This window comes from Pseudomonas fulva NBRC 16637 = DSM 17717 (genome assembly GCF_000730565.1).
GTDB lineage: Bacteria > Pseudomonadota > Gammaproteobacteria > Pseudomonadales > Pseudomonadaceae > Aquipseudomonas > Aquipseudomonas fulva.
Window position 1 is genome coordinate 45,767 of record NZ_BBIQ01000022.1, and the last position, 20,289, is coordinate 66,055.

12 protein-coding genes are annotated in these 20,289 nt (G+C 59.4%); 8 read left to right on the plus strand and 4 right to left on the minus strand.

All coding sequences use genetic code 11. The annotated features are described in order from the left end of the window. Nucleotides 1–46: 46 nt before the first annotated feature. Both PFU01S_RS18655 and PFU01S_RS18660 read right to left on the minus strand, forming a co-directional pair. Nucleotides 47–2,449, minus strand: coding sequence for a hypothetical protein (locus PFU01S_RS18655; protein ID WP_028687697.1), 2,403 nt, complete (start codon nucleotides 2,447–2,449; stop codon nucleotides 47–49). A gap of 28 nt (nucleotides 2,450–2,477) precedes the next feature. Then, nucleotides 2,478–4,259, minus strand: coding sequence for a hypothetical protein (locus PFU01S_RS18660; protein WP_028687698.1), 1,782 nt, complete (start codon nucleotides 4,257–4,259; stop codon nucleotides 2,478–2,480). 194 nt (nucleotides 4,260–4,453) lie between these two features. Between PFU01S_RS18660 and PFU01S_RS18665 the strand changes: the two genes are divergently transcribed. The 4 genes from PFU01S_RS18665 to PFU01S_RS18680 all read left to right on the plus strand — a co-directional run bounded on the left by PFU01S_RS18665 (nucleotide 4,454) and on the right by PFU01S_RS18680 (nucleotide 15,311). Then, nucleotides 4,454–9,154 carry an RHS repeat-associated core domain-containing protein gene (locus tag PFU01S_RS18665; RefSeq protein WP_081783968.1) on the plus strand — a complete coding sequence of 1,567 codons (4,701 nt, stop codon included), beginning with the start codon at nucleotides 4,454–4,456 and terminating at the stop codon, nucleotides 9,152–9,154. 210 nt (nucleotides 9,155–9,364) lie between these two features. Continuing rightward, nucleotides 9,365–11,368: a hypothetical protein gene (locus tag PFU01S_RS18670; protein WP_081783969.1), complete on the plus strand. Its 2,004-nt coding sequence runs from the start codon at nucleotides 9,365–9,367 to the stop codon at nucleotides 11,366–11,368. Nucleotides 11,369–11,706: 338 nt separating this feature from the next. Continuing rightward, the gene (locus PFU01S_RS18675) at nucleotides 11,707–13,755 is read left to right on the plus strand and encodes an autotransporter outer membrane beta-barrel domain-containing protein (RefSeq protein WP_239933652.1); all 2,049 of its coding nucleotides are present in this window, start codon (nucleotides 11,707–11,709) and stop codon (nucleotides 13,753–13,755) included. Nucleotides 13,756–13,829: 74 nt separating this feature from the next. Next, nucleotides 13,830–15,311 carry a hypothetical protein gene (locus PFU01S_RS18680; protein ID WP_050438007.1) on the plus strand — a complete coding sequence of 494 codons (1,482 nt, stop codon included), beginning with the start codon at nucleotides 13,830–13,832 and terminating at the stop codon, nucleotides 15,309–15,311. Nucleotides 15,312–15,362: 51 nt separating this feature from the next. Here the strand turns inward: PFU01S_RS18680 and PFU01S_RS18685 are convergent, their stop codons facing one another. Both PFU01S_RS18685 and PFU01S_RS18690 read right to left on the minus strand, forming a co-directional pair. Next, on the minus strand, nucleotides 15,363–15,656 hold the full coding sequence (locus tag PFU01S_RS18685; RefSeq protein WP_146224445.1) for a hypothetical protein: 294 nt from the start codon (nucleotides 15,654–15,656) through the stop codon (nucleotides 15,363–15,365). Between the two features lie 203 nt (nucleotides 15,657–15,859). Further along, nucleotides 15,860–16,153: a hypothetical protein gene (locus PFU01S_RS18690; protein ID WP_028687701.1), complete on the minus strand. Its 294-nt coding sequence runs from the start codon at nucleotides 16,151–16,153 to the stop codon at nucleotides 15,860–15,862. Between the two features lie 372 nt (nucleotides 16,154–16,525). Here PFU01S_RS18690 and tssG point away from each other — a divergent pair, with 372 nt between their 5' ends. The 4 genes from tssG to tssK are packed head-to-tail and all read left to right on the plus strand — an operon-like array spanning nucleotide 16,526 to nucleotide 20,249. Further along, a complete protein-coding gene (gene tssG, locus PFU01S_RS18695; RefSeq protein ID WP_028687702.1) occupies nucleotides 16,526–17,539 on the plus strand; it encodes a type VI secretion system baseplate subunit TssG in 1,014 nt (337 codons plus the stop codon). After that, a complete protein-coding gene (locus tag PFU01S_RS18700; RefSeq protein ID WP_028687703.1) occupies nucleotides 17,536–18,120 on the plus strand; it encodes an FHA domain-containing protein in 585 nt (194 codons plus the stop codon). Before tssG ends, PFU01S_RS18700 begins: the two co-directional genes overlap by 4 nt. Continuing rightward, nucleotides 18,117–18,884, plus strand: coding sequence for a type VI secretion system lipoprotein TssJ (gene tssJ, locus PFU01S_RS18705; protein ID WP_028687704.1), 768 nt, complete (start codon nucleotides 18,117–18,119; stop codon nucleotides 18,882–18,884). Before PFU01S_RS18700 ends, tssJ begins: the two co-directional genes overlap by 4 nt. Before the next feature lie 24 nt (nucleotides 18,885–18,908). After that, on the plus strand, nucleotides 18,909–20,249 hold the full coding sequence (gene tssK / locus PFU01S_RS18710) for a type VI secretion system baseplate subunit TssK (protein WP_028687705.1): 1,341 nt from the start codon (nucleotides 18,909–18,911) through the stop codon (nucleotides 20,247–20,249). The last annotated feature ends 40 nt before the right edge of the window (nucleotides 20,250–20,289 follow it).

A 20,289-nucleotide genomic window follows, 5' to 3' on the forward strand; every position in this document is an offset into this window, starting at 1 on the left:
CTCCTGATTCGGTACGTTAAGTGCAAGCGTTCGCCCAAGCGACCTGTCAACCCGCCACGCCCGTCACCTCGGCGCACAGCGTTCGATAGGCTTGATCGTGATCGAACAAGGGCAAGGCAAGGACGATGACGTTGGTGAAGACCCCAAAGGGTGGAAACTCGAAGCGCCCCTCGACGATCGCGAAACGCTCGGCGCTCGCCGGGTCGGCGTGGTAGAGGTTCTGCTCCATGCGACCTGGGCCGGCCAACACCGTCCAATCCGCCTCGAGGTCGCTGGCGTTGAGCTGCAACTGCAACTGGGCCGTACCCTTCGCCAGATCCATGGCTTGCAACACCACCGAAGCGCCACTTCTACTGCGCGTCACGATGCATATCTGACGCGTCTGACCGGTCTCTTTGTCGCACACCTCGATACGTTCAATCAGGTGCTCGGATGTAGAGCTGTCGGGCCTGGCGAAGTAGGTGTTGTGGCTAGCGGTGGTGCTGGCCAAGCGGCCTTCAGGCGTGTCGCCCAGGATCCGCCACTCCAGGTCAGCGCCGCTGGCGCCCGCTGCGCTCAACGGCACTCGGTCCTCGGCGTCACACAACTCAACCAATGGGCTGACGCTCAGCACATTGGTCACCACCGTTATCAAGGCAGAGGCGGCAAACCCTGTCTGCGGATCGGTAGCCGTCACTTTCACGCGGATGAAATCGCCGTCGATTGCGCTGACTGGGGGAGCTTGGAAGAGGCCGTCGATCACCGTACCTGGGCTTGAAGACTGTCCCCAGACAAGTTCTGCGCACCAATTGAGCCCCGGGGTCAATGGCGTAACGGTCAGTGGTTGGGTAGCCCTAGCGGAAATGATCGGCTCCAGGGGCGAGAGCTCGAAGGTAGTTAGCCGGGGTGCGATGCTGCCGAAGCAGGCTATGTCTTTAGGCATTACGACATCGTCCGCTATGATCGCACCGCCGAATTTCGTGCGTAGCGTCTCGCGGGCCGTCTGCTCGACCAGCATATCAGCTTGTAAATTGCGCTGGATTGGGCGTATGACTAACTGGACCAGGCTAGTCAGGGGATCTCGAACGGCTAGGTATGTCACAATTAACATTTCAAGAAAGATCAGTTTCAGCACCAGGTCCCGATTTATCGCTGAAGTGGCGAGCGAGGCCGGGATTTCCGTCCCCTCTTCCGGCGGCTGCGGCTCGGCGGGTCTCGTTAGGCTGAAGTCCAGTAATTCCATCACACCGCTTTCATTCATCTGATAAACGGCCGCTAATTCGGAGGGGTAAGTTACCGGCATATCATCGAACTGGCGGAAGTCATCTTCGTCAAGAAAACCCAGGTCATCTCGTAAACTCAACACTTCGGTGAAGCCGACCGGGTTCAAGACAAACTTAAACTCCATACGCTCACCGATGAAGGAAATACTGAAGTTGTCCTTTAGCACGATTGGGTCGATGGTCAGGCCCCAGTGCACCTCGTAGTTGATACGCTGACCCTCAATCGCAAAAAACGAGGCCCCGTATCGGCTAAACTCCTTCCGCTCGAACGATATGTGCCCCGAAATGGCCCTGACCGACTCCATTTGACCCTGCTCATCGTGTGTCACGGCAAAGACCGAATCGTCACTCAACAGAGGCCGCAGCGCCTGCAGCAAGGTCGCCACCATCAAGCGCTGCTTGTCGAACAACACCGTTGCCGAGTAATTCCCCTCACTCGGGATCAGGTACTTGAAGTCGGACTCATTACCCGGCAGGTTGCCTTCGTGGGAGCCGTGCATACGAACGAATGCCAGTACTGCACCGTCGCCCTGTTCGCCAACCTCGGCGGTGGGCGCAGACTGAGTGCGCAGGCGAAAAGACGCGGGTTCAAGCAGCGGCTCCGACCCTGGTATAATTTGCCCTAATTGCCAAACACGTTGAGCCGGTTCAAGGGCTTGAAACTTTCGCTTGAAGAAATCCGCACTCAATTGCTGGATCTGATTGTGATCAGGAAACGACAACTGGAAGTCATCGCTGCGCTGCAAATCCAGGAACACTGCGCCATCCTCGGCGACATTGCCAGGCACGTCGTTCAAGTCCAACTCAAGACTAAGTTGCGGCCCCACCAAAGGATCGACCCAGTCGATGCGGTAGATGTACCAGTCGCCCCGCCGCTCCAGATTGACCTGATTGCCACCGATCACCGTCATGCGCAAGCGTGCCTTAGAACTGTTCAAATCGGCATTTTCGAATGACAGCCTGGGTCGGTCGAGGATGAAGTTCTGTAAATACACCTTGTAGTTGCCAACCAATGAGGCATCGCCATTGATGGGCGGCAGCATGCCGTTGCCACCGAAGCGGGAGATGTATTCCTGGCTCAGCAGCTGGTTGAGCTTGGCGCGATCCATGACTGCGATGCTGCCCCAGCCTGACAGTCGGTGCTTGACGCGCATCCATTGGACAATGGCGGCCTTTGAGTTGCTCATGGTTGACGCCTCCGCTAATTACACTGGATCAAGCGATCAGTTGGGGTTCCAAGTGAGGAAAAGACTTGTAACTTTCGCCGTCATCGAAGCTGACCTGCACGCTGACGCGCAGTACCCTGTTCAGCTCAAGGCGCTGCAAAAAGACGTTGGGCAGTTCGGCTGTCACATGGCCTTGGTAATATTCCTCGTCGCTGACTGGCTGCGCGTTACGCATCACATGATCCAGCTCGCCCCCCCCGACCTTGGCTACGCCAGCGGCTCTGATGATCAAGCGCTGCCCTGGCGCCATGAACGGCCACACATCAAGGCTGAAATGGGCGTCGTCGCCCTGGAGCGCCGATAGGGACAACTTGCCGTCGATCAGTTCATCGCGGTGACCCTGGATCACTGGAAAACGCCTAGTGGCGAAGTCGGCCACTTTCAGGTCGAACGCTGACGATTCATAAGGTGCCTGGTCCGGCAAGTGCAGGCTGTAATACACGTTCAGGCGTTTGCCCAGGTTGGCGGGAATCGCCGCTGCCGGTATATGAAACAGCCGTGGGTCCGCAGGATCGGCTTGCTTGACGATGACCTTGCCGGTGCTGGCGTGCCCGTCCCAGTGCATCCAGATATCACCGTCATTGGTTTCGGCAGCCAGTGGGACCCTGACCCTGGCGCCCCAGCGAACCTGCTCTGGCGTCACCGTCCCCTGGTTGGCTTCATCTCCGCTCTCCGGTATGACAGTGTCGATCAGTGGCCAAGGCAGGTAGAGCGGCCTGCGCACCATGACCTCAAGCACCTGCGAGTGCCAGGCCGCACCCAAGCGGGCCACCTGATAGCTTACCCGAAGCGGCTTTCCGATCAGCTCGTCACTGTACCAACTGCCCTCAACCCGCACTTGAAGCTGGCGGCTGACAACCGTACTGACGTCGGCCCGAAAGCCCCTCAAGCTCAAGTCTGGCCCCTCCAGGTACACCACCAGCTGGTCACCCAGCTGCAGGTCGGCATAGTCGTCGATAAGCAGGGTGAAGCCGCCAATCAATGCCCTCGGGTCCAGGTCGCTGCTGCCGTCATGACCTTCGATCAACGGCTTGGGCAACAGCGGGCTGAGCGGCGGCCCCGACTCTACGATGTCGACTCGCTGAACTGGCGACTCACTGTCACCCCCCGAGGCGTATCGAATGCGGTAGGACAGCTCGGCATGGTCGCCGTCGAATAAGTGCATGACCTCCTGGAGCGGCAAGGTCATGCCTACGACCATGCCAATATCCCGTTCGGTCACCGAGTGAGACTGGCTGTAGGGGGATTGGGGGTCGCCAGCGAAATACGGCACCCATTCAAAGATCAGCGTATCGCCCACCGTCATCGCTTGGTAGGGCGGCACGGCCACGGTCAGGTCCTGGCTGATCAGTTCCAGGTCGATGACCAAGTCATGGGCTTCACGCAGTTGCGCCACTGCCAGGGTTTGCTCTTCAACCGCCGGACGGTCGATGCTGAAGAACACCCGCAATGACTCATTATCGGGACGGGCTTCAACCCCGGGATGGTAGGAATAAAACACATACCCACCCGAGAGCCGCTGGAGACGATCGTTATCGATGGAGAATCGTACCCCTTGCGGCTCGATGGACACGATCCGGAACGTCTGGATCATGTCCAACACTTCGCCGTCCGCCGCGCATCCGCGCCAGTGAGGGGTGACCCAGTCACCGACTTTGAGCGCCGGATCGGTCAGGAAGGTTTCCAGCAGCTCGCCGCCCAAGCTACTCAGCTCCAGGTTGTCGCCGGTGCCCAGTAACGGCACGCTGGGCCGGTCAGGTCGTAGCGTCATGCATTCCCCCACTAGCGCCCGAAGCGCTGAATTGGTCATGTTCTGGCTGTTTTATACGTCCGGTATTGCGCTGGGCGAAACTGGTAGAAATGACAGGTGACGCCCCTCCCCCCCGGCGCCTAGGCTCTGTCCAAGCGAGTGTCTGAACGCCGGATCAGCCGTCCTGCCAGGGGCAACAGGGAGCGAAAATCGTCATGAGCGTTACATCATCCGTTCACTCTAATGCCCTGAATTTCATGAGCTTCATCCAAGGGGGGGTTGACCCACGCACGGGGCAGTACAGCCTGAAGATCGAGCTGCCCGAGCTGGGCGGCAACAACCTGCTTGGCCCAGAATTCAGGCCAACCTTGCAGTATTCACCGCTCAACGTGACCGACTCCGGGCTGGGCATGGGCTGGACGCTGGAGCTGTCGCAGTACACCCCGCACAACCAGGTGCTTTCGCTAAGCACCGGAGAAAGCCTGAAGATCACCGACCGCACCGCCCGCCCAATGCGGCTCGAAGAGCAGCGGATCGACAACTTTCATGTCTACCCCGAGGGGGACGATGGGTTGCGGGTGGTGCACCGCTCCGGCCTGGTGGAGATCCTCACCGAACAAGGCACCCAGCAGGCCTCCCTCTACTTGCCGGTGGCACAGTATTCGCCGCTCGGCCACCGTCTGACGTTCAACTATCAGCGTTTTTCCGGGCAACACCCTTTGTTGGAAAGCATTCAGGATGGCGATGGCCGCATGCTGCTGCGCGTGCTGCGTGATCCGACGGGTTACCAGGTCGAACTGCAATTGCAGCCACTGTCCGGCAGCGACGGCAAGGCGCTTGCCAGTTACGTGATGAACCTGGAAGCCGACGACCGCCGGGTAAAGGAGATTGTCATCCCCAGTGACGATCAGGCCCGGTGGACGTTCGGCTATCAAGAGGTGCTTGCACACCTGTGCATGACCAGCGTGACTCAGCCTACCGGGGCTACTGAACGCCTGTCCTACCTCGATGGAGGGCATCAATTCCCTACCGGTAGCGGTCGCCAGCCGTTGCCCCGCGTTACCCGTCACGTTATCGAGCCGCACTTCGACCAGCCCGCTGCAGACATTCACTACCGCTATCCGACCCCGCGCAACTTCCTCGGCGGCGGTAGCGATATGAGCTGGAGCGACGATGGCCGTGACAACCTTTATCAACGCCTGGACGACTACGACTACAGCTCGGTTGAAATACTCATGGAAGGCGAGAGAGAAGTTCGCCGTATCGAGCGCACCTATAACCGCTTTCACTTGCTCACCCATGAAACGACGCTTCAGGGCGACTGTCTGCAACGGCTGGTCACTGCCTACGGGATGGTCGAAGGTGCGTCATTCAAGAGCCAGCCACCGACGTGCCAGTTGCCCGTCAGTGAAGAGCGATTCTGGCAGATGACCAGCGGCGAGCGCCCATGGCGTAGCGAACAGACCGCCACCCAGTACGACAATCACGGCAATGTGCTCATCCATACCTATGCCGATGGCACGGAGCAGAGCAATGAATGGTACTCAGCGGCAGAGCAGGACGGCCACCCGGCTGATCCTGAAGGGTTCGTGCGTCACCTCAAGGCACAAACCCTGCGCCCTTCACCCAAGGGTCAACCGGGAGCAGCCACCCTTACCCGAACCTATCGTTACACGACGCTGCCCGTGTTGGCTGCGTCTGACACCTCGGCAGTATTGCAGCACCCACACCATGTCGTGAGCAGTGAAACCCTGATCGATCAGGCCAGCGCTCAGACGCCTCTTGCGCACCTGCGCAACCAGTGGGTCAATGCCCCGCGTGATCGGGCACTGCACGGTCGCCAATACCTGAAGATCGAGAACCTGCAAGGGCTGGAAACGGTTACCGAGTACCACTATAGCCTCGAGCGCAGTGCAGGCACCGACGAGCCTGTGCTGAACGTTCAGCAGCTGCGTATCGGTTACGACGGCACGCAGGCCATCACCACCGTGCAATATGGCTTGCGCCATGGGCAGGTGATGCAGCAGCGTGACAGCGATGGTCTCGAAACCCGCTACGTCTACGATCGCCTGCAAAGAGTGGTGAAGGAGACCGTGGCTGCCGGGCTGCCGACAGAGGCCTCACGCCATTACCACTACACCCTGACGCCGATCAGTGGCGAATCGGCCAGCCAGACGTTCACCGACGAGCACGGCGTGTGCACCAAGACCCTGCTCGATGGCCTGGGCAGGGTGCGCGGCGAGGAACGTGACCATGTGGATGAGGCCATGGCGCCACGGCTATACCCGACGCTCGCAGTAACCTACGACAACCAAGGCCGGCCAGTGACCGAAACCCACATCGACTGGTTGGAGGGCCTGCGCAAGCTGAACCTGCCCCAGCACTACGCCTACGACGACTGGGGGCAACGTTGCTGTACAACCGGGCCAGATGGCGTGCAGCAGCATGAACACCAGGACCCGCTGGGCAACGCTCAGCACCGCGGTCTGATCGTTCATCGCTGGCGCCAGGCCGGCAGTGGGCCCACGGCAATGATCAGCAGCCGCAGCGAGACCTGGATGAACCGCTTCGAAAAACCGGATGTGATCCTGCGCCAGGATGCCGAAGGCTTGACCTTGGCCACACGCAGTTTCGCGTACGACGGGCTAGGACGCCTGGTGAGCGAAACCGATGAGCGTAGGCACACCACCAGGTTTACCTACGACATTTTCAACCGGCCCCTGCAGCGCATTTTGCCCGACAGCACCTGCGTGGAAACCCGCTATGCGCAGCACTCCACTGCGCTGTTGCCCATCGGCCTCACCGTCAAGCCCGGCAACATCAGACTGCCGGCCGTCCAAGTTGGCGCACAGTCCTTCGACGGCCTTGACCGACTGCAGGGCAGTACCACCGGCTGGCGCAGCGAGCGCTACCACTATGAGGGCAGTGAATCGCGTGCGCGGCGCAAACGCAACGCTGCCGGGCAGAGCATCGACTACGCCTATGACCTGAGCTTGACCACATACCCAATCACAAGCAGCAGCGCGGAGGAAAACGCAGTCTTCGACTATGACCCCATCGGGGCACGACTGACACGCGCCAGCGGTGCCCACGGCTGTTGCGACTACCAATACAACGCCCATGGCCACTTGCTCGAAGAACACTTGCAAGTCAGCGGCCATGCGCCTTTGAAAACTGAGCACCATCCCTCGTTGCAGGGTCGCCCGCAACGCACCGTCGAAGCCAGCGGCCTGGAAACGCTCTATCACTTTCACGACAACGGCCTGCCTCGGGGAATGCAGCAGCACAAGCTCGACGTGAACCTGCAGTATGACTCACTGGCGCGGCTTGAAAAGATCACCAGCAACGACTCGGACAACGGGACCACGGTGGTCACGGTCGTCGAATTTGACGACCAGGACCGCGAGATCAAACGATCCTGGCAACAGAGCGGCCACCCTGAGCGCATCCAGACACAACTGTGGGATCTCGATGGCCTGCTCAAGGAACGTCACCTCTACCAGGGGGCCATTACCCTGCTGAAGGAAACATTCACCTACACCGCCCTTGGCCAATTACTCAACCACCACTGTGCAGGTATCGAACTGCCCCGCGATAGCCAGGGCCGGGCGATCACGCAGCAAACCTTCAGCTACAACAACTACGAAAGCCTCAGCATGGTCACCAGCCAGTTCGCCGATGGATCTGCCCGTGAGCGTGCGCAGTACGTTTATGCCGACGATGACCCTTGCCAGTTGCGCAGCATTGTTTACACCCCTGCACGCAGCAGCCCCCATCCGACCTTCAAATACGACCGCAACGGCAACATGGTGCTTGACCAGTACGGTTGTACATTGCGCTATGACAGCCAGAACCGTCTGCAGTCGCTTGTGCGGGCCGCCGGCACTGGCCAATACCGGTACGACGCCCATAACCGCCTGCTTGGCAGCACCGACGGCAGTGGGGCCGACAGCGTGCTGGTGTACCAGAACCACCGTTTGACGCTGGCGGTCCGCGGAGCCTTGCGCACTCAATACCTGGATCTGGATGATCAACCCGTCGGCCAACAAACCCTCGATGACGCTAGCCAGACGCTGCTGCTTCACGCGGCGGATAACGCCAGTGTGGTTGCTGAAGGCCAGCACGGTTCGCTACGCAGCATGCGCTACAGCGCCTATGGCGAACGCTACAGCGACACACCGGTGAGCAGCGCCATGGGCTTTAATGGCGAAGCCCTCGACCCACTGAGTGGCCGTTACCTGCTGGGCAGCGGCTACCGCGCCTACGACCCTGAGTTGCGCTGCTTCCTCAGCCCCGATTCGCTCAGCCCATTCGGGGTTGGCGGCCTCAACTGCTACGCCTACGCCCGAGGCAACCCCATCGCGTTCCGTGACCCGACCGGGCATGAAGCGATTGGCTTCAGTGGTCGCCTGCGGCGCCCCGATGAAGACATCACGCCGCAAAGCCAGCCAGAAGAGATCAAACAGGGAGACGGGGGCTGGCTGAAATGGTTGTGGGTAGGCATTGCCGTTGTCATGACCGCTGTAGCGATTGTGACGTTCGGTAAAGCAACGTTGGCGGCGGTAGCCGCTTGGAAAGGAGCTGCGGCCGCTTTAACGGCCACGGCAGTAACGGCCGCAAAAACGGCGGCGGCGTTGGCCATCGGTAAGGCAGTGGCTGCGGGTGTATCAGCCGCACTGGCTGTGGCCGGCACGGCAGCCCAGGTCCACGGCACGATCACGAATAACCAGACAAGCTTTGATGTGGCTCAGTGGCTCGGTATCGCGAGCGTCGGTGTCGGGCTCGCCAGTGCAGGGGCCTTTTATGCTGCGGGCAGGATGATGAGAAGCGCTACCGGCAGTGTGGGAGTGGGATCGAGCGCGGCGAACCTGGCCGACGATGCCGTTCCGGTCGATGCCGTTTCGGTCGATGCCTGAAGGAAAAACTGGCTGTTAGGCACCCGTTCCGAGCAAGTCGGATTACCGCTTAGGGCCAACCCTCCTTCACCGCCTCCAATACCAACGAGATTTGGTCCGATGGTAAAGGTGGGCAGAAACAGATCGGATCAACTTAGAAGGCGCATATTCCTCAACCCTATTGAAGGCAGTTGAAACCTCGAACTTCAAACGGCACTAGGAAAGCAAAACATGAACGAACAAACACCCCCCACCTCCAAACGCGCACTTGCCGAACAAACCCGCCAGGCCCAGCGCGAAGCCCGGCGCCGGCGCAACGCATCGCTGCTGGCAGAATTGGCGCCGTCCGTGCTGGGTATCGCCGATCCCAGCGACGGCACCCTGCTCAAGAGTGCCGTGGACAACGATCTTGAAGTGCGCATCCCCGCGTGGGTGAACTTGCCTGAAGATGGCGACACTGAAACCGTGTATCTGCAATTATCGACCAAAGGCGATGCTGCCTCTGACTTTGGAGACGTCGGTCAGCCCCTGGAAGTGGTTGGCCCAGTCACCTCAGCCGATTTTCCGCTGGTAATGCATGTGCCCTTGGCCAGACTCGTCGAAGGCAGGCTATGGCTGCGTTACCGTATCGTGACCTTCAACGGCGGTCATGCAGTTTCGGCAGTGGTACCGCTGATCTGTGACCGCACCGCACCCCGCAACAGGGTCAATCCCGACGAGAAACTCGACGGCTTGACCGTCGGGGCAGCGTTTATTGACGACGAGTACCTCAAAAACAATCCGTCCGGCATCGTTGCCCAAGTGCCAGAGTATGACACCTACGCGCCTGGAGACACGTACAAGGTGTATTACTTCGAGAGCCCACCTGAAGAGCATGAGGATTACGAAAATCAGGTCGATGAGGGGCCTCTCGATGCGTCAATGCAAGTGGTTATTCCGAAGGACGTGGTAGAACGTGCCGGCGATGGCAAGTATTACCTTGCCTATTACCTGTATGACAAAGCGGGAAACAAGAGCCGAGGCTCGCTGATCACCAGCATCGACGTCGCCCTTGGCCCATTGCCGGCCAACCTGCAAGACCCTTTGGTGCACGCCGCCGACGACGGCGTTGTCGACCTCAAGGACGCCATTGACGGGGTATCGGTCGATATTCCGTATTACGACGGAGCCAAAGCCCACGATGCTATCGCAGTGACCTGGGGTAGCACGCCATTACCACCGGAAACCGTCGGTGCCAAAGCCTTTCCAATTCCTGTTCACGTGCCCAACCCAACCTTGCGCGCTGAATACGGCACAGCCTCAGATGAACTGGCCACCAACGTCAGCTACCAGATCATGCGCGGTGCCGTACCGTTTGGCCCCAAGGCCATCAGTGTGAACGTCGACTTCAGCGTGGTAGGCCCCGAGCGCCCCGACCCCGACCCCACTTGGCCCAACCCGATCAACCCTAACCTGTCGGCACCCACGGTGCGAGGCGCACGTTCGGCAACGGATAACGTGATCGATCGCAGTGACGCCAATGAAGACGCCACACTGACCATCCCCTTTTACGACAATGCCGAGGACGGGCACGTGCTCGTTGTCTACTGGCATGGCAGGTGTGCAGGGACTCACACCGTGGACACGGCCCGTGATGCACGCGGCATTACCGTTCCTATCGATTGGGGCATCATCTTCGCGGAGGGTAACGACCCCGCGTTGCCGGTGCACTATACCCTGCGCGAATCGCAAGACGCCCTCAACGAGCAAATGTCGCAGACACAGTGGGTGGACGTGGATGCAGTTACCGTGATCCTGCCGCTTCCGCAGTTCCTGGGGGTTAGGGCCGGTTGGCTGAACTGTGATTCATTGCGCGATGTCGCGGGGGTACCGACCAACAACATGGTCCTGAAGGTGGAGATCCCGGACATGTCGGCCTACCTGAAGGCAGGCGACATAATCGAACTGGAGTGGGCACCGTTGATCGGCTCCAAAGATGAAGATGGCGACGACCCGGTACCCAATGCGGAGAAAACCGAACTCGTGGTGCTGGACGAGACGTCAGTCAAAGGCTTCATCTGGGAAATCAAGCCTTATACCGACCACCTTCTGCCAACCTATGACGCCAACCTTAACGGGGGCCGTACGCGGGCACGGGTGCGCTACGTCAAAGCCGATGACCCTGATTTAGCCTCGGAATGGGCAGTGCATAAGTTAAGCCTGGCCGAAGGCAGCGACTCTTGCGCAATGCCGTAACCTTGAGCTCCCTACGCGGTAGCGCGGCACGGTGCTGCCGCGAAGGGAGCACTGTAGGATTTTGGTCAGAACAGAAAGGAAAATTCCTACATTAGATAGAGAAACATCACTTTTACAATTCACCCTAACGATGCGAGCTCAGTACAGGAAGTCGTAGCAGCCATCTGCAAACAGCCTCTTCACAGGGTGATCCAATGTCCAGTTTCCATGCTTTCAAACCCACACTTTTTACTGTAATGATCCGAGCCACCACCGCACTTCCATTAGTGATTATCGGTAACTCGGCGGTGGCCCAGACTAATGTAGAAGGTCGTACTGATATCCAGTTTGGTACGCCCTTGGATAATTACCGTGTATTCAGTGGTGCCACCCTGAACGCCACGGGCGCGAATCTGTTGTATGTCGATGCCGAGGCAGGCGCGCACGTGTTGCTCAACGATTCGGACGTCACCCCAGGGTCGTCCGCCGTCGCGCTGGCCTTGACTGGTGCGAACGCAACGCTCGAGCGCTCGACCGTTACCGCCAGCAGCCGTGCGCTCACTGGCAGCCAAGGTGCAAGCATCAGTGCCAACGACAGCGTTATTCGCGGTGGGTCACGTGGTGCCAGCCTCAACCAGAGCCACCTTGAGCTAAGGCGCAGCGAAGTGCATGCCAGCGACAACAATGGCGTTGCCGTGGAGCTGTTCGACGGCAGCGTGTCGGCCAGTGACAGCAGCCTGATCAGTGGCGGTCGCGATGGTATCCTGGTGCGTGATGGCTCAGGCCAGACCGACGCCAAGGCCACCATCGTGCTGGACAACAGCCGTGTCGAGGGCCTGGATGGGTCGGCCATCGCGGTCGGCCGTGGCGCCGGTCGCGCTGCTTCTGCGCAAATCGATGTGCTCAACGGCAGCACCCTCAGCGCCAGCGACGGCGTGTTGGTGAATGTGGCCGATGCTGCAACGGCGAGCCTGCGCGTGAGTGACAGCCAGCTGCTTGGCGATATCGTGGTTGCCGAAGGCGGCACTGCCAACGTGATGCTGGAGAACGCCGCAACCCTGACCGGCCGCCTGGAAAACGTAGCGCAGGTGGCCATCGACAACGGCGCCGAGTGGGCCATGGTCGGCAATGCCGCCGTCGAGCAGCTGACCATGAACGGCGGCCGCGTAAGCTTCGGCAACATCGGTGAATTCCACACGCTGACCCTAGGCTCACTGTCGGGCAACGGCACATTCGTGATGGACGCCGACTTCGCCAGCGGCCAGCATGATTTCCTCGACATCACTGGCAATGCCACGGGCGATCATTCGCTGCTGGTTCGCAGCAGCGGGACCGATCTGCAAGCCGATGCCAGCCTGCACATGGTGCATGCAGACAGCGGCGATGCGCGCTTCTCACTGGAAGGCGGCCCGGTCGATGTCGGTACCTATTCCTATGATTTGGTCCCTAAAGGCAGCGGCAACGACTGGTACCTGGACAAGAGCACCCGCACCATCAGCCCCGGCACCCAGTCAGTGCTGGCCTTGTTCAACACAGCACCGACCATTTGGTATGGCGAAATGAGTACCTTGCGTGGCCGCATGGGCGAAGTGCGCCGCGATGCCGGGCAGGCTGGGGGCTGGGTGCGCACCTTCGGCAACAAGTACAACGTCGCCGGTGCCGAAGGCCTGGCTTACCAGCAAACCCAGCAAGGTCTGTCCTTCGGTGCGGACGCTCCTTTGCCGATCGGCGACGGTAACTGGCTGGCCGGGATCACGGCCGGTTACAGCCAATCGGACCTGAGCCTGGCGCGCGGTACCCAAGCCAAGGTCGACAGCTACCATCTCGGTGTCTACAGCACTTGGCTGGAACCTGAGAGCGGGTACTACATCGATGCCGTAGCGCGACTCAATCAATTCAAGAACCAGTCCGATGTGCGCTTGAGCGATGGCACCAAGACCAAGGGCAGCTACGACAACCTCGGTGTCGGCGCAGCGTTGGAGATAGGCCGCCACATCAGCCTCGATGAAGGCTGGTTCGTTGAGCCCCATGCCCAATTGGCCGGCTTGATCGTGCAGGGCAAGGACTACACCCTGGACAATGGCATGCGCGCCGAAGGTGGGCGCACGCATTCCCTGCAAACCAAGCTCGGTGCCACCGTCGGGCGCAAACTGGAAGTGGGGGACGGGCGAATGATCCAGCCCTATGTAAGGGTTGCCGCCGTGCATGAATTCGCCAATGACAACCACGTCAAGGTCAATGGTAACGGCTTCAACAACGACCTCTCTGGCTCTCGCGGGGAAGTGGGCACCGGCATCGCGGTAGCCTGGGCCGATAAATGGCGTGCTCATGCCGACTTCGAATACGCCCATGGCAGCAAGCTTGAACAGCCCTGGGGCGTGAACCTGGGGGTACGCTACAACTGGTGAGTTTACGAAGGGAGAGCCGTTGAGGTTCTCCTTTTTTTTGCTTTGGCGCATCACGCGATCATGGAGAACAGGCTATGCCAACCTCAAAGCATTCGACCCAAAACACCTCGGCCGCGCTTGCAAACCGCTTCGAGCAGGTAGCGTTCTATGTACCGCCTGTCGTCCCCGACCTGCTGCCCAATGAGCCAGATTCCCTGCTCAATCTGTTGCCGTTCAAAGCCGTGTTCTTGCCATTGCGGGTCGAGTTCGCCCAGTGGGGCAATTCGGACCCTACCGAAGAAGACCCGGAAACACTGACCCTGTACTGGAACGGCCGTGAAGTCCGCACCCTGATCTGGACGGCACCGGTACAGCCCGATGAACTGTTCATCGAGGTGCCGGTGGGGTTTCTGAGCGAAGGCCAGCACCGGCTGCACTACCAGGTCAAGCTGTTCAACGGCATGCGCAGCGACTCAGAAGCCCTTGAGATCAACATCGACAAGACGCCCCCGTTGCTCGCCGATGACGATGAGCTGATTTTTCCGCCGGACGTGATAAGCAATGGCGTCACCGACCGCTACCTTAAAGAACACGGCGAACTGACGGCGCAAGTACCGCCCTATTTAGGCGCCGATGTGGGCGATACCGTGAGCTGGTACTGGAGTGACAGCCCCGTCGGCAAGCAACTGGTCGACCGCCTCACCCTGACCAAGGCCGAAGTGGGCATGCCCTTGCACGTCAAGATACCGGCCGACTTCATCTTACAGCTCAGCGACGGCCTGCGTTTTGCCCGTTATGAGGTCCAGGACCGCGCAGGCACCGCCCTTCAACGCTCGTTGGCCGTGGCGTTGCACGCGGCGGTCACGCCACCGCCCCGGCAGCTACCCCCACCGTTCGTGCGCCAGGCCAGTGGCTCCGATTATTTCAGCGATTTGCTGCCAGCTGATGCCGTGGCAGGAGCGACGTTGACGATACCGGCCAGCGCCTCACTCGAACCGGATGATCAAGTGACCGTATTCTGGGGCGAGCCAGGCGCCCCGGGTGCTTATCAGACCGACACACCGATAAGCCCAGGCTCAAGGGAGTACACCGTACCTGCCAAGTACATTGCCATGAACCTGAACAGCCGCATTCCCCTGCACTATCAGGTCAAGGCGTACGATGGCCAGCTTCACGACTCAGCGCCGCACCAGGTCAGCATTGGCCGCCTGCACGGGCTACCCCTGATCCACAGCGACGCGATTCGGGACAACCAACTGAACCTGGCGAAACTGGGTGCCCAAGCGGCGTTTTCGCTACCTGGGTGGCAGTTCATGGACGCGGGGCAACTCATCACGGTATACATCGAAGGGGTCAAGCGCGGAGCGATCGACCAGAAAATCACGCTGCCGGTGGTCACCGACATGGCAGTGCCTGGTGCAGTAACGGAACTCGCGGTGGGGTCGGTTACCAAGAGCGCGCTGCAGGCGTTGGAAGTGGACTATCAGTTCTACGTACGGGTCAAGGTCAGCTTTGACGATAAACGCACGTGGGTTGAGTTTCCGATGATCACGCCGACGTTGATCGATCAACCCTGAGCTGGCGGGTGGCAGGAGCGCTGGTATTCGCAGACGCATTATGCCTGTCAGTCACCTGATCGCTTCGGCCGCGCGGCGCCCCACCTGGAGTACCCTGTACTCAAAGAAGGGTTGCTTACCCTTTGCCACACGTTTCCAGTTCAACGCCACCGGCGCGGTCAGGGTGGCCGCCTGGACGTTGGAACAGTCCAGCACAACGCAAGCCTGAAGCAGCATCGCAATCTCGCTACGGGCACCGTCGATGATCATGGCTGCAATTCGATTCTCAGAGTAGCCAAAGCCGGCACGGCCCCCGCTTGGGATCAGGTTGAACGGAAGCATCCGAAACGTCTTCAGCTGGCTCACCGACACGCCCGCACCGACAATGCCCTCAGACGCCACCCGTGTGACCGGGCAAGCCTCCCTTAGAACGTAATCAGTGACCTCGTTTTATCACCCCAGCCGATAGGGATCACCAACAAGCCTCGCCCGGCCTCGTCCAGAAATACCTCAACCCCAGGGACACGCTGGGCAAGCTCAGCAGTCAGCGTCATGCACGATGCGATGCGTCATGTTGAACGTTCGCCGGTCAACGTATTGCTGGGTGAACCCTGAGGAAGATCCCACGCCGCTTCAAACGCGACCATGGGATAAGGCAAGCGCGCCATGTCCACATGGGCCTGGCGCAGCTCACTCATATCGATCAGCCCCGCGCAGGTCGGCAAGCTGAACTTGATGCTCTCCGAGAGCAGTTCGAGAACCGTGTCGTATAAGGCACCCAGTTCCGGGTTTGTCAGTATCGTCCTCTGCTGGTCCGAGCTCAATTGTTCTATTGCGTGCGTGCCGTAGTTCAATGGCTGCACCAAGTGCTTTCCATCTCTTGTTCTGGACCACTCTTCACTGACCGACAAGCAACCGGACCGACAGCTCGGAAAGTGTGTTGACGCACGGTGCCGAACAGCACGCCGTGCAATCAACACACCCGAACATCCCACGCACCACACATAGGTTGCACATGGAAAAGCTACTGCCTGCGAACTAGAGCAGCAATCAACTTTTCGCAAACATCCGCTTACATTTCGCACCTCGACCAGAAGCCTCTCCATACTGCAAGGTCATTCTTTTGGAAACATACCCCGTGATGCGATCTGTTTTACAACTTCGATTCAGGCGGTAACTATTCCTACAAGTTCGCCTATATAAGCCACCCTCTATCTACCAACTGGGGATTTGACATGGACGATGAATCAGAAGAATCCAGAGTCCGTAACAAAGCGGATCTCATAACGCAGGATGCCCACCGGTATTCGTACTTCCAGCTTCTGGAGCTGATGCACCAGCTCTATGGGGATGACCTTGAGCAACGTCCGCTTTCCGATGAGGCACGGCGAAGGTTACGCCTGGAAGTCTCTCCAAGCTTGTCCTTTCCCGTCGCTGATGTGCTGAGCGCCAGCCGTCTGAAGGATGATCGCTACCGTATCCAAGCATCGTTCTTGGGGTTACATGGCACCGACTCGCCGCTACCGGGCTATTACCTCGACCAACTGGCCTATGAGCACGCGCAAGACGTCGGCATTCGCCCGGCGTACTTCAATTTTTTCAACCACCGCTTGCATACCCTGCTGCATCAGGGCTGGCGTAAGTACCGCTACTACCGGCGCTTCCAACCCGGTGCCACAGATGGGTTCTCGCGCTATATCTTCGCCTTGATCGGCCTGGAGGACGCAGAGTTGCGCGGCGCGACACCGCTACCGTGGAGCCGGCTGCTCAGTTTCGTGGGGATGATCGCCAGTCGCAGCCGGTCCCCCGGCATGGTGGCCGGCATGATTGCGCACTGCTTCGACCTCAAGCAGGTCTCCATTCGTGAATTCGAAAAGCGCACGGTGCTGATTCCTCAGTCCCAACGCAACCGGCTTGGCACCGACAACTGTGCCCTTGGCGAAAACTTCCTCGTGGGCGGCAGTACAGAATCACGCAGCAGCAAGTTCACCATCGTGATCGCGGATCTGGATCAAAAGCAGTTTCGCGACCTCCTCCCCAGCGGCGACAACTACTACCGGCTGATCAAGCTGGTGGACTTTCTGCTGCGGGATGTGGGCGCCTATGACCTTGAGCTGCGCATGCGCGCCGAGGAGGCGCCGCCTTTCAGCCTACGGGCCGCACACGGCACTCACCTGGGCTGGACCAGCTTCATCGCTGACCGCAACGACTCCACCCCGCCACCCGTTCGCATCATGGTACGTGCATGAGTACAAATGTTCTCTCGCCCAGCATCACGCTGGTCATACTGAATCCGGAAAAACTGCACCACGGCACAGAACCACAGCACCGTTTCGACAGTGCCGGAGGCACCCTTGGCCGCCAAGGCGCCTGGCAGCTGCATGACCGGGAATCGCGCATCCTGCCTGCCCATTGTGAGATCCGCTGGCACGAAGGCCACTTCTGCCTGATCGACCACAGCGGCAGCAGCTTCATGAACGGCAATGACACTGCGTTGATATCCGGCACCCCGATCCGGCTCAGGCATAACGACAGACTTCAGATCGGCGACTACCAAATAGCGATCCACCTACTTGGCCACGACGAAACGAAAAGAATGCCGCAGTTGCACACCGCCTATGACAAAGATCCTCTGTCGGCGCAACGAATGATGCATCAACACTGCCCTCTTCAAGTCTTGGGAGTAACCACCAACGGGCTGTTCAATTCAGTCCATACCCGAGAGCCAAAGCCGCTGGATGAGCTTGACCCCCTGGCCTACCTGGACAGGGCCGCTCAAGCTCGAATCGACCCGGAGATTGCACGCATCTTCGGCAAGGAGGCGCAATGAACAAGCCCTTTGCACTGCTGTTGATCTGCCTGACGCTCGGTGGCTGCAGCACAATGAAACGCGTATACCAAGTTTTGAAAGATCCAACACTTCCGGTCGGCGGGCCCAGCAATGACATCAGCCGAGTAGCGCTCAGTCTCTACGCAGCCGACGCGCACGTTGCCGCAGGGCCGGAACAGGCGAATCTTGAGTCCCCGTCAATACCACCTCCTTCAGGGCACTTGTCAGCCAACCTCAGCGCGGCCGATGCCACTGCGTTGTCTGACAAAGTCAACGCGCTGGCGCAACAGCTGCACCAGAACTACCCAGGCTCCGCGGACGATGACAAGACCCGAGCGCCTGCCGACCTGGCCAGTTATGCCTCCGCTCGATCCGAGCCCCCACCCGCCCCCGATCAAGCACCACAACGCCAAGGGTCTTCGTCCATCGCTTTCAAGATCCTGCAACTGCGCGACGACTCGCTGTTGCTCGATGCCACCTATGAGCAGGTAGAAGAGAACTTGGACGAGGCGCTGGGCACCACATTGATCAGCGTCGACGACTTCCGCCTGGTGCCAGGCCATTTCAAGTTCATCGAGCCCGAAGAGATCAATGAACGGACTCGCTACATCGCGGTGATTGCGCGCCTCAGTGACAGCCCTGACGGCAAATGGAAGGACACCCTGCGTATTCAGCCTCGCGGTTACGACCATACCGTCCATGTCCACTTCGAAAACAATGGCGTTGAACTTCGGCACGACCGTGAGTACCGCCGCGATCAATAACATCATCTGTTGAAGGAAGCACTTATGAGTTCACGCAATTCCGTACTCTGGAAAGAGGGTTTGTTCGTCAAACCCCAACACTTCCAACAAATGGCCCATGCGGCGGAATCGACACTTCACCAACGCGTTTCCAGCCTGAACGATGCGTTTTACGGTTTCAGCGAGTTGGAGCTGAATGCCGAATACTTGAGCTTCGGCAAGATCGCAATCATCCGGGCGCGTGGCGTGATGCCGGACGGCACGGTGTTCGATATCCCTGGCGACATGCCACCACCGGCGCCCTTGGAAATCCCCCAAGGTGTCTCGAACAAAGCCGTCTACCTCGCGCTGCCTTTGCATGCGCCTGGGGCTCCTGAAGTCCGCTGGCCCGACAGCGAGGGGGTAGATGGTCGCTTTATCGCCAAGGGCGTTCCAATCATGGACAACCATGGCGGGAGTGGCGATTCGATGATTCTTGATGTCGCCATTCCAAATTTGCAGATCAAGCTGCAGGACGACGACAACAGGGACTACAGCTGCCTGGCCCTGACCAAAGTCATGGATAAACGCCCGGACGGCAGCTTGCTACTGGACCCTCGCTTCTATCCGACCTGCATCTCGATCAAGGCTGCCCCCGCGCTGCTGGGCTTTCTGGAAGAGGCCTCACAGCTGATACGCGAACGGGCGCGCAATCTCGCGGCTCGTATATGCTCGCCTGGCCAGTCGGGGATAGCCGACGTGACCGATTTCTCACTACTACAAGTGCTGAACCGTCTGCACCCCTACTTCCATCATCTGGCACGCCGCCGCAATGTGCACCCGGAGCAACTGCATATCGCCCTGGGCCAGGCATGTGGTGAGCTGGTGACCTTCACCGATGACGGGCGATTGCCCCTGGACTACCCGGCCTATCAACATGACGGCCTGGCCGAGTCTTTCCATATGCTGGAAGAAACCCTGCGTCGGTCACTGAGCACCATTCTGCAGCCCAGGGCCGTTTCGCTGCCTATTCAAGAGCAGCAGTACGGTGTGCTCACGGCGACCCTGCATGAGCGCCGATTGCTTGAAGATGCCACCTTCATTCTGGCCGTGCGGGCCGACCTGCCGGGCGAAGAACTGCGCAGGAAGTTCCAACAGCAGGGCAAGGTCACCTCCATAGAGCAACTGCACCAGTTCGTACACCTGCAGATGCCCGGCGTAGCCCTCATTCCCCAACTCGTTACCCCACGGCATCTCCCCCATCACACCGGCTTCGTCTACTTCGAACTGGATCGCCAGCACGAAAGCTGGAAACAGCAGCTCAAGAACGCCAGCGGCTTCGGCTTCCATATCGCCGGTGAATTCCCCAACCTGGAGATGCAGTTCTGGGCCATCAGGCCTGACTGACCCACTCTCAGGCCGATAAAAAAATCCCGATCCAGATGGC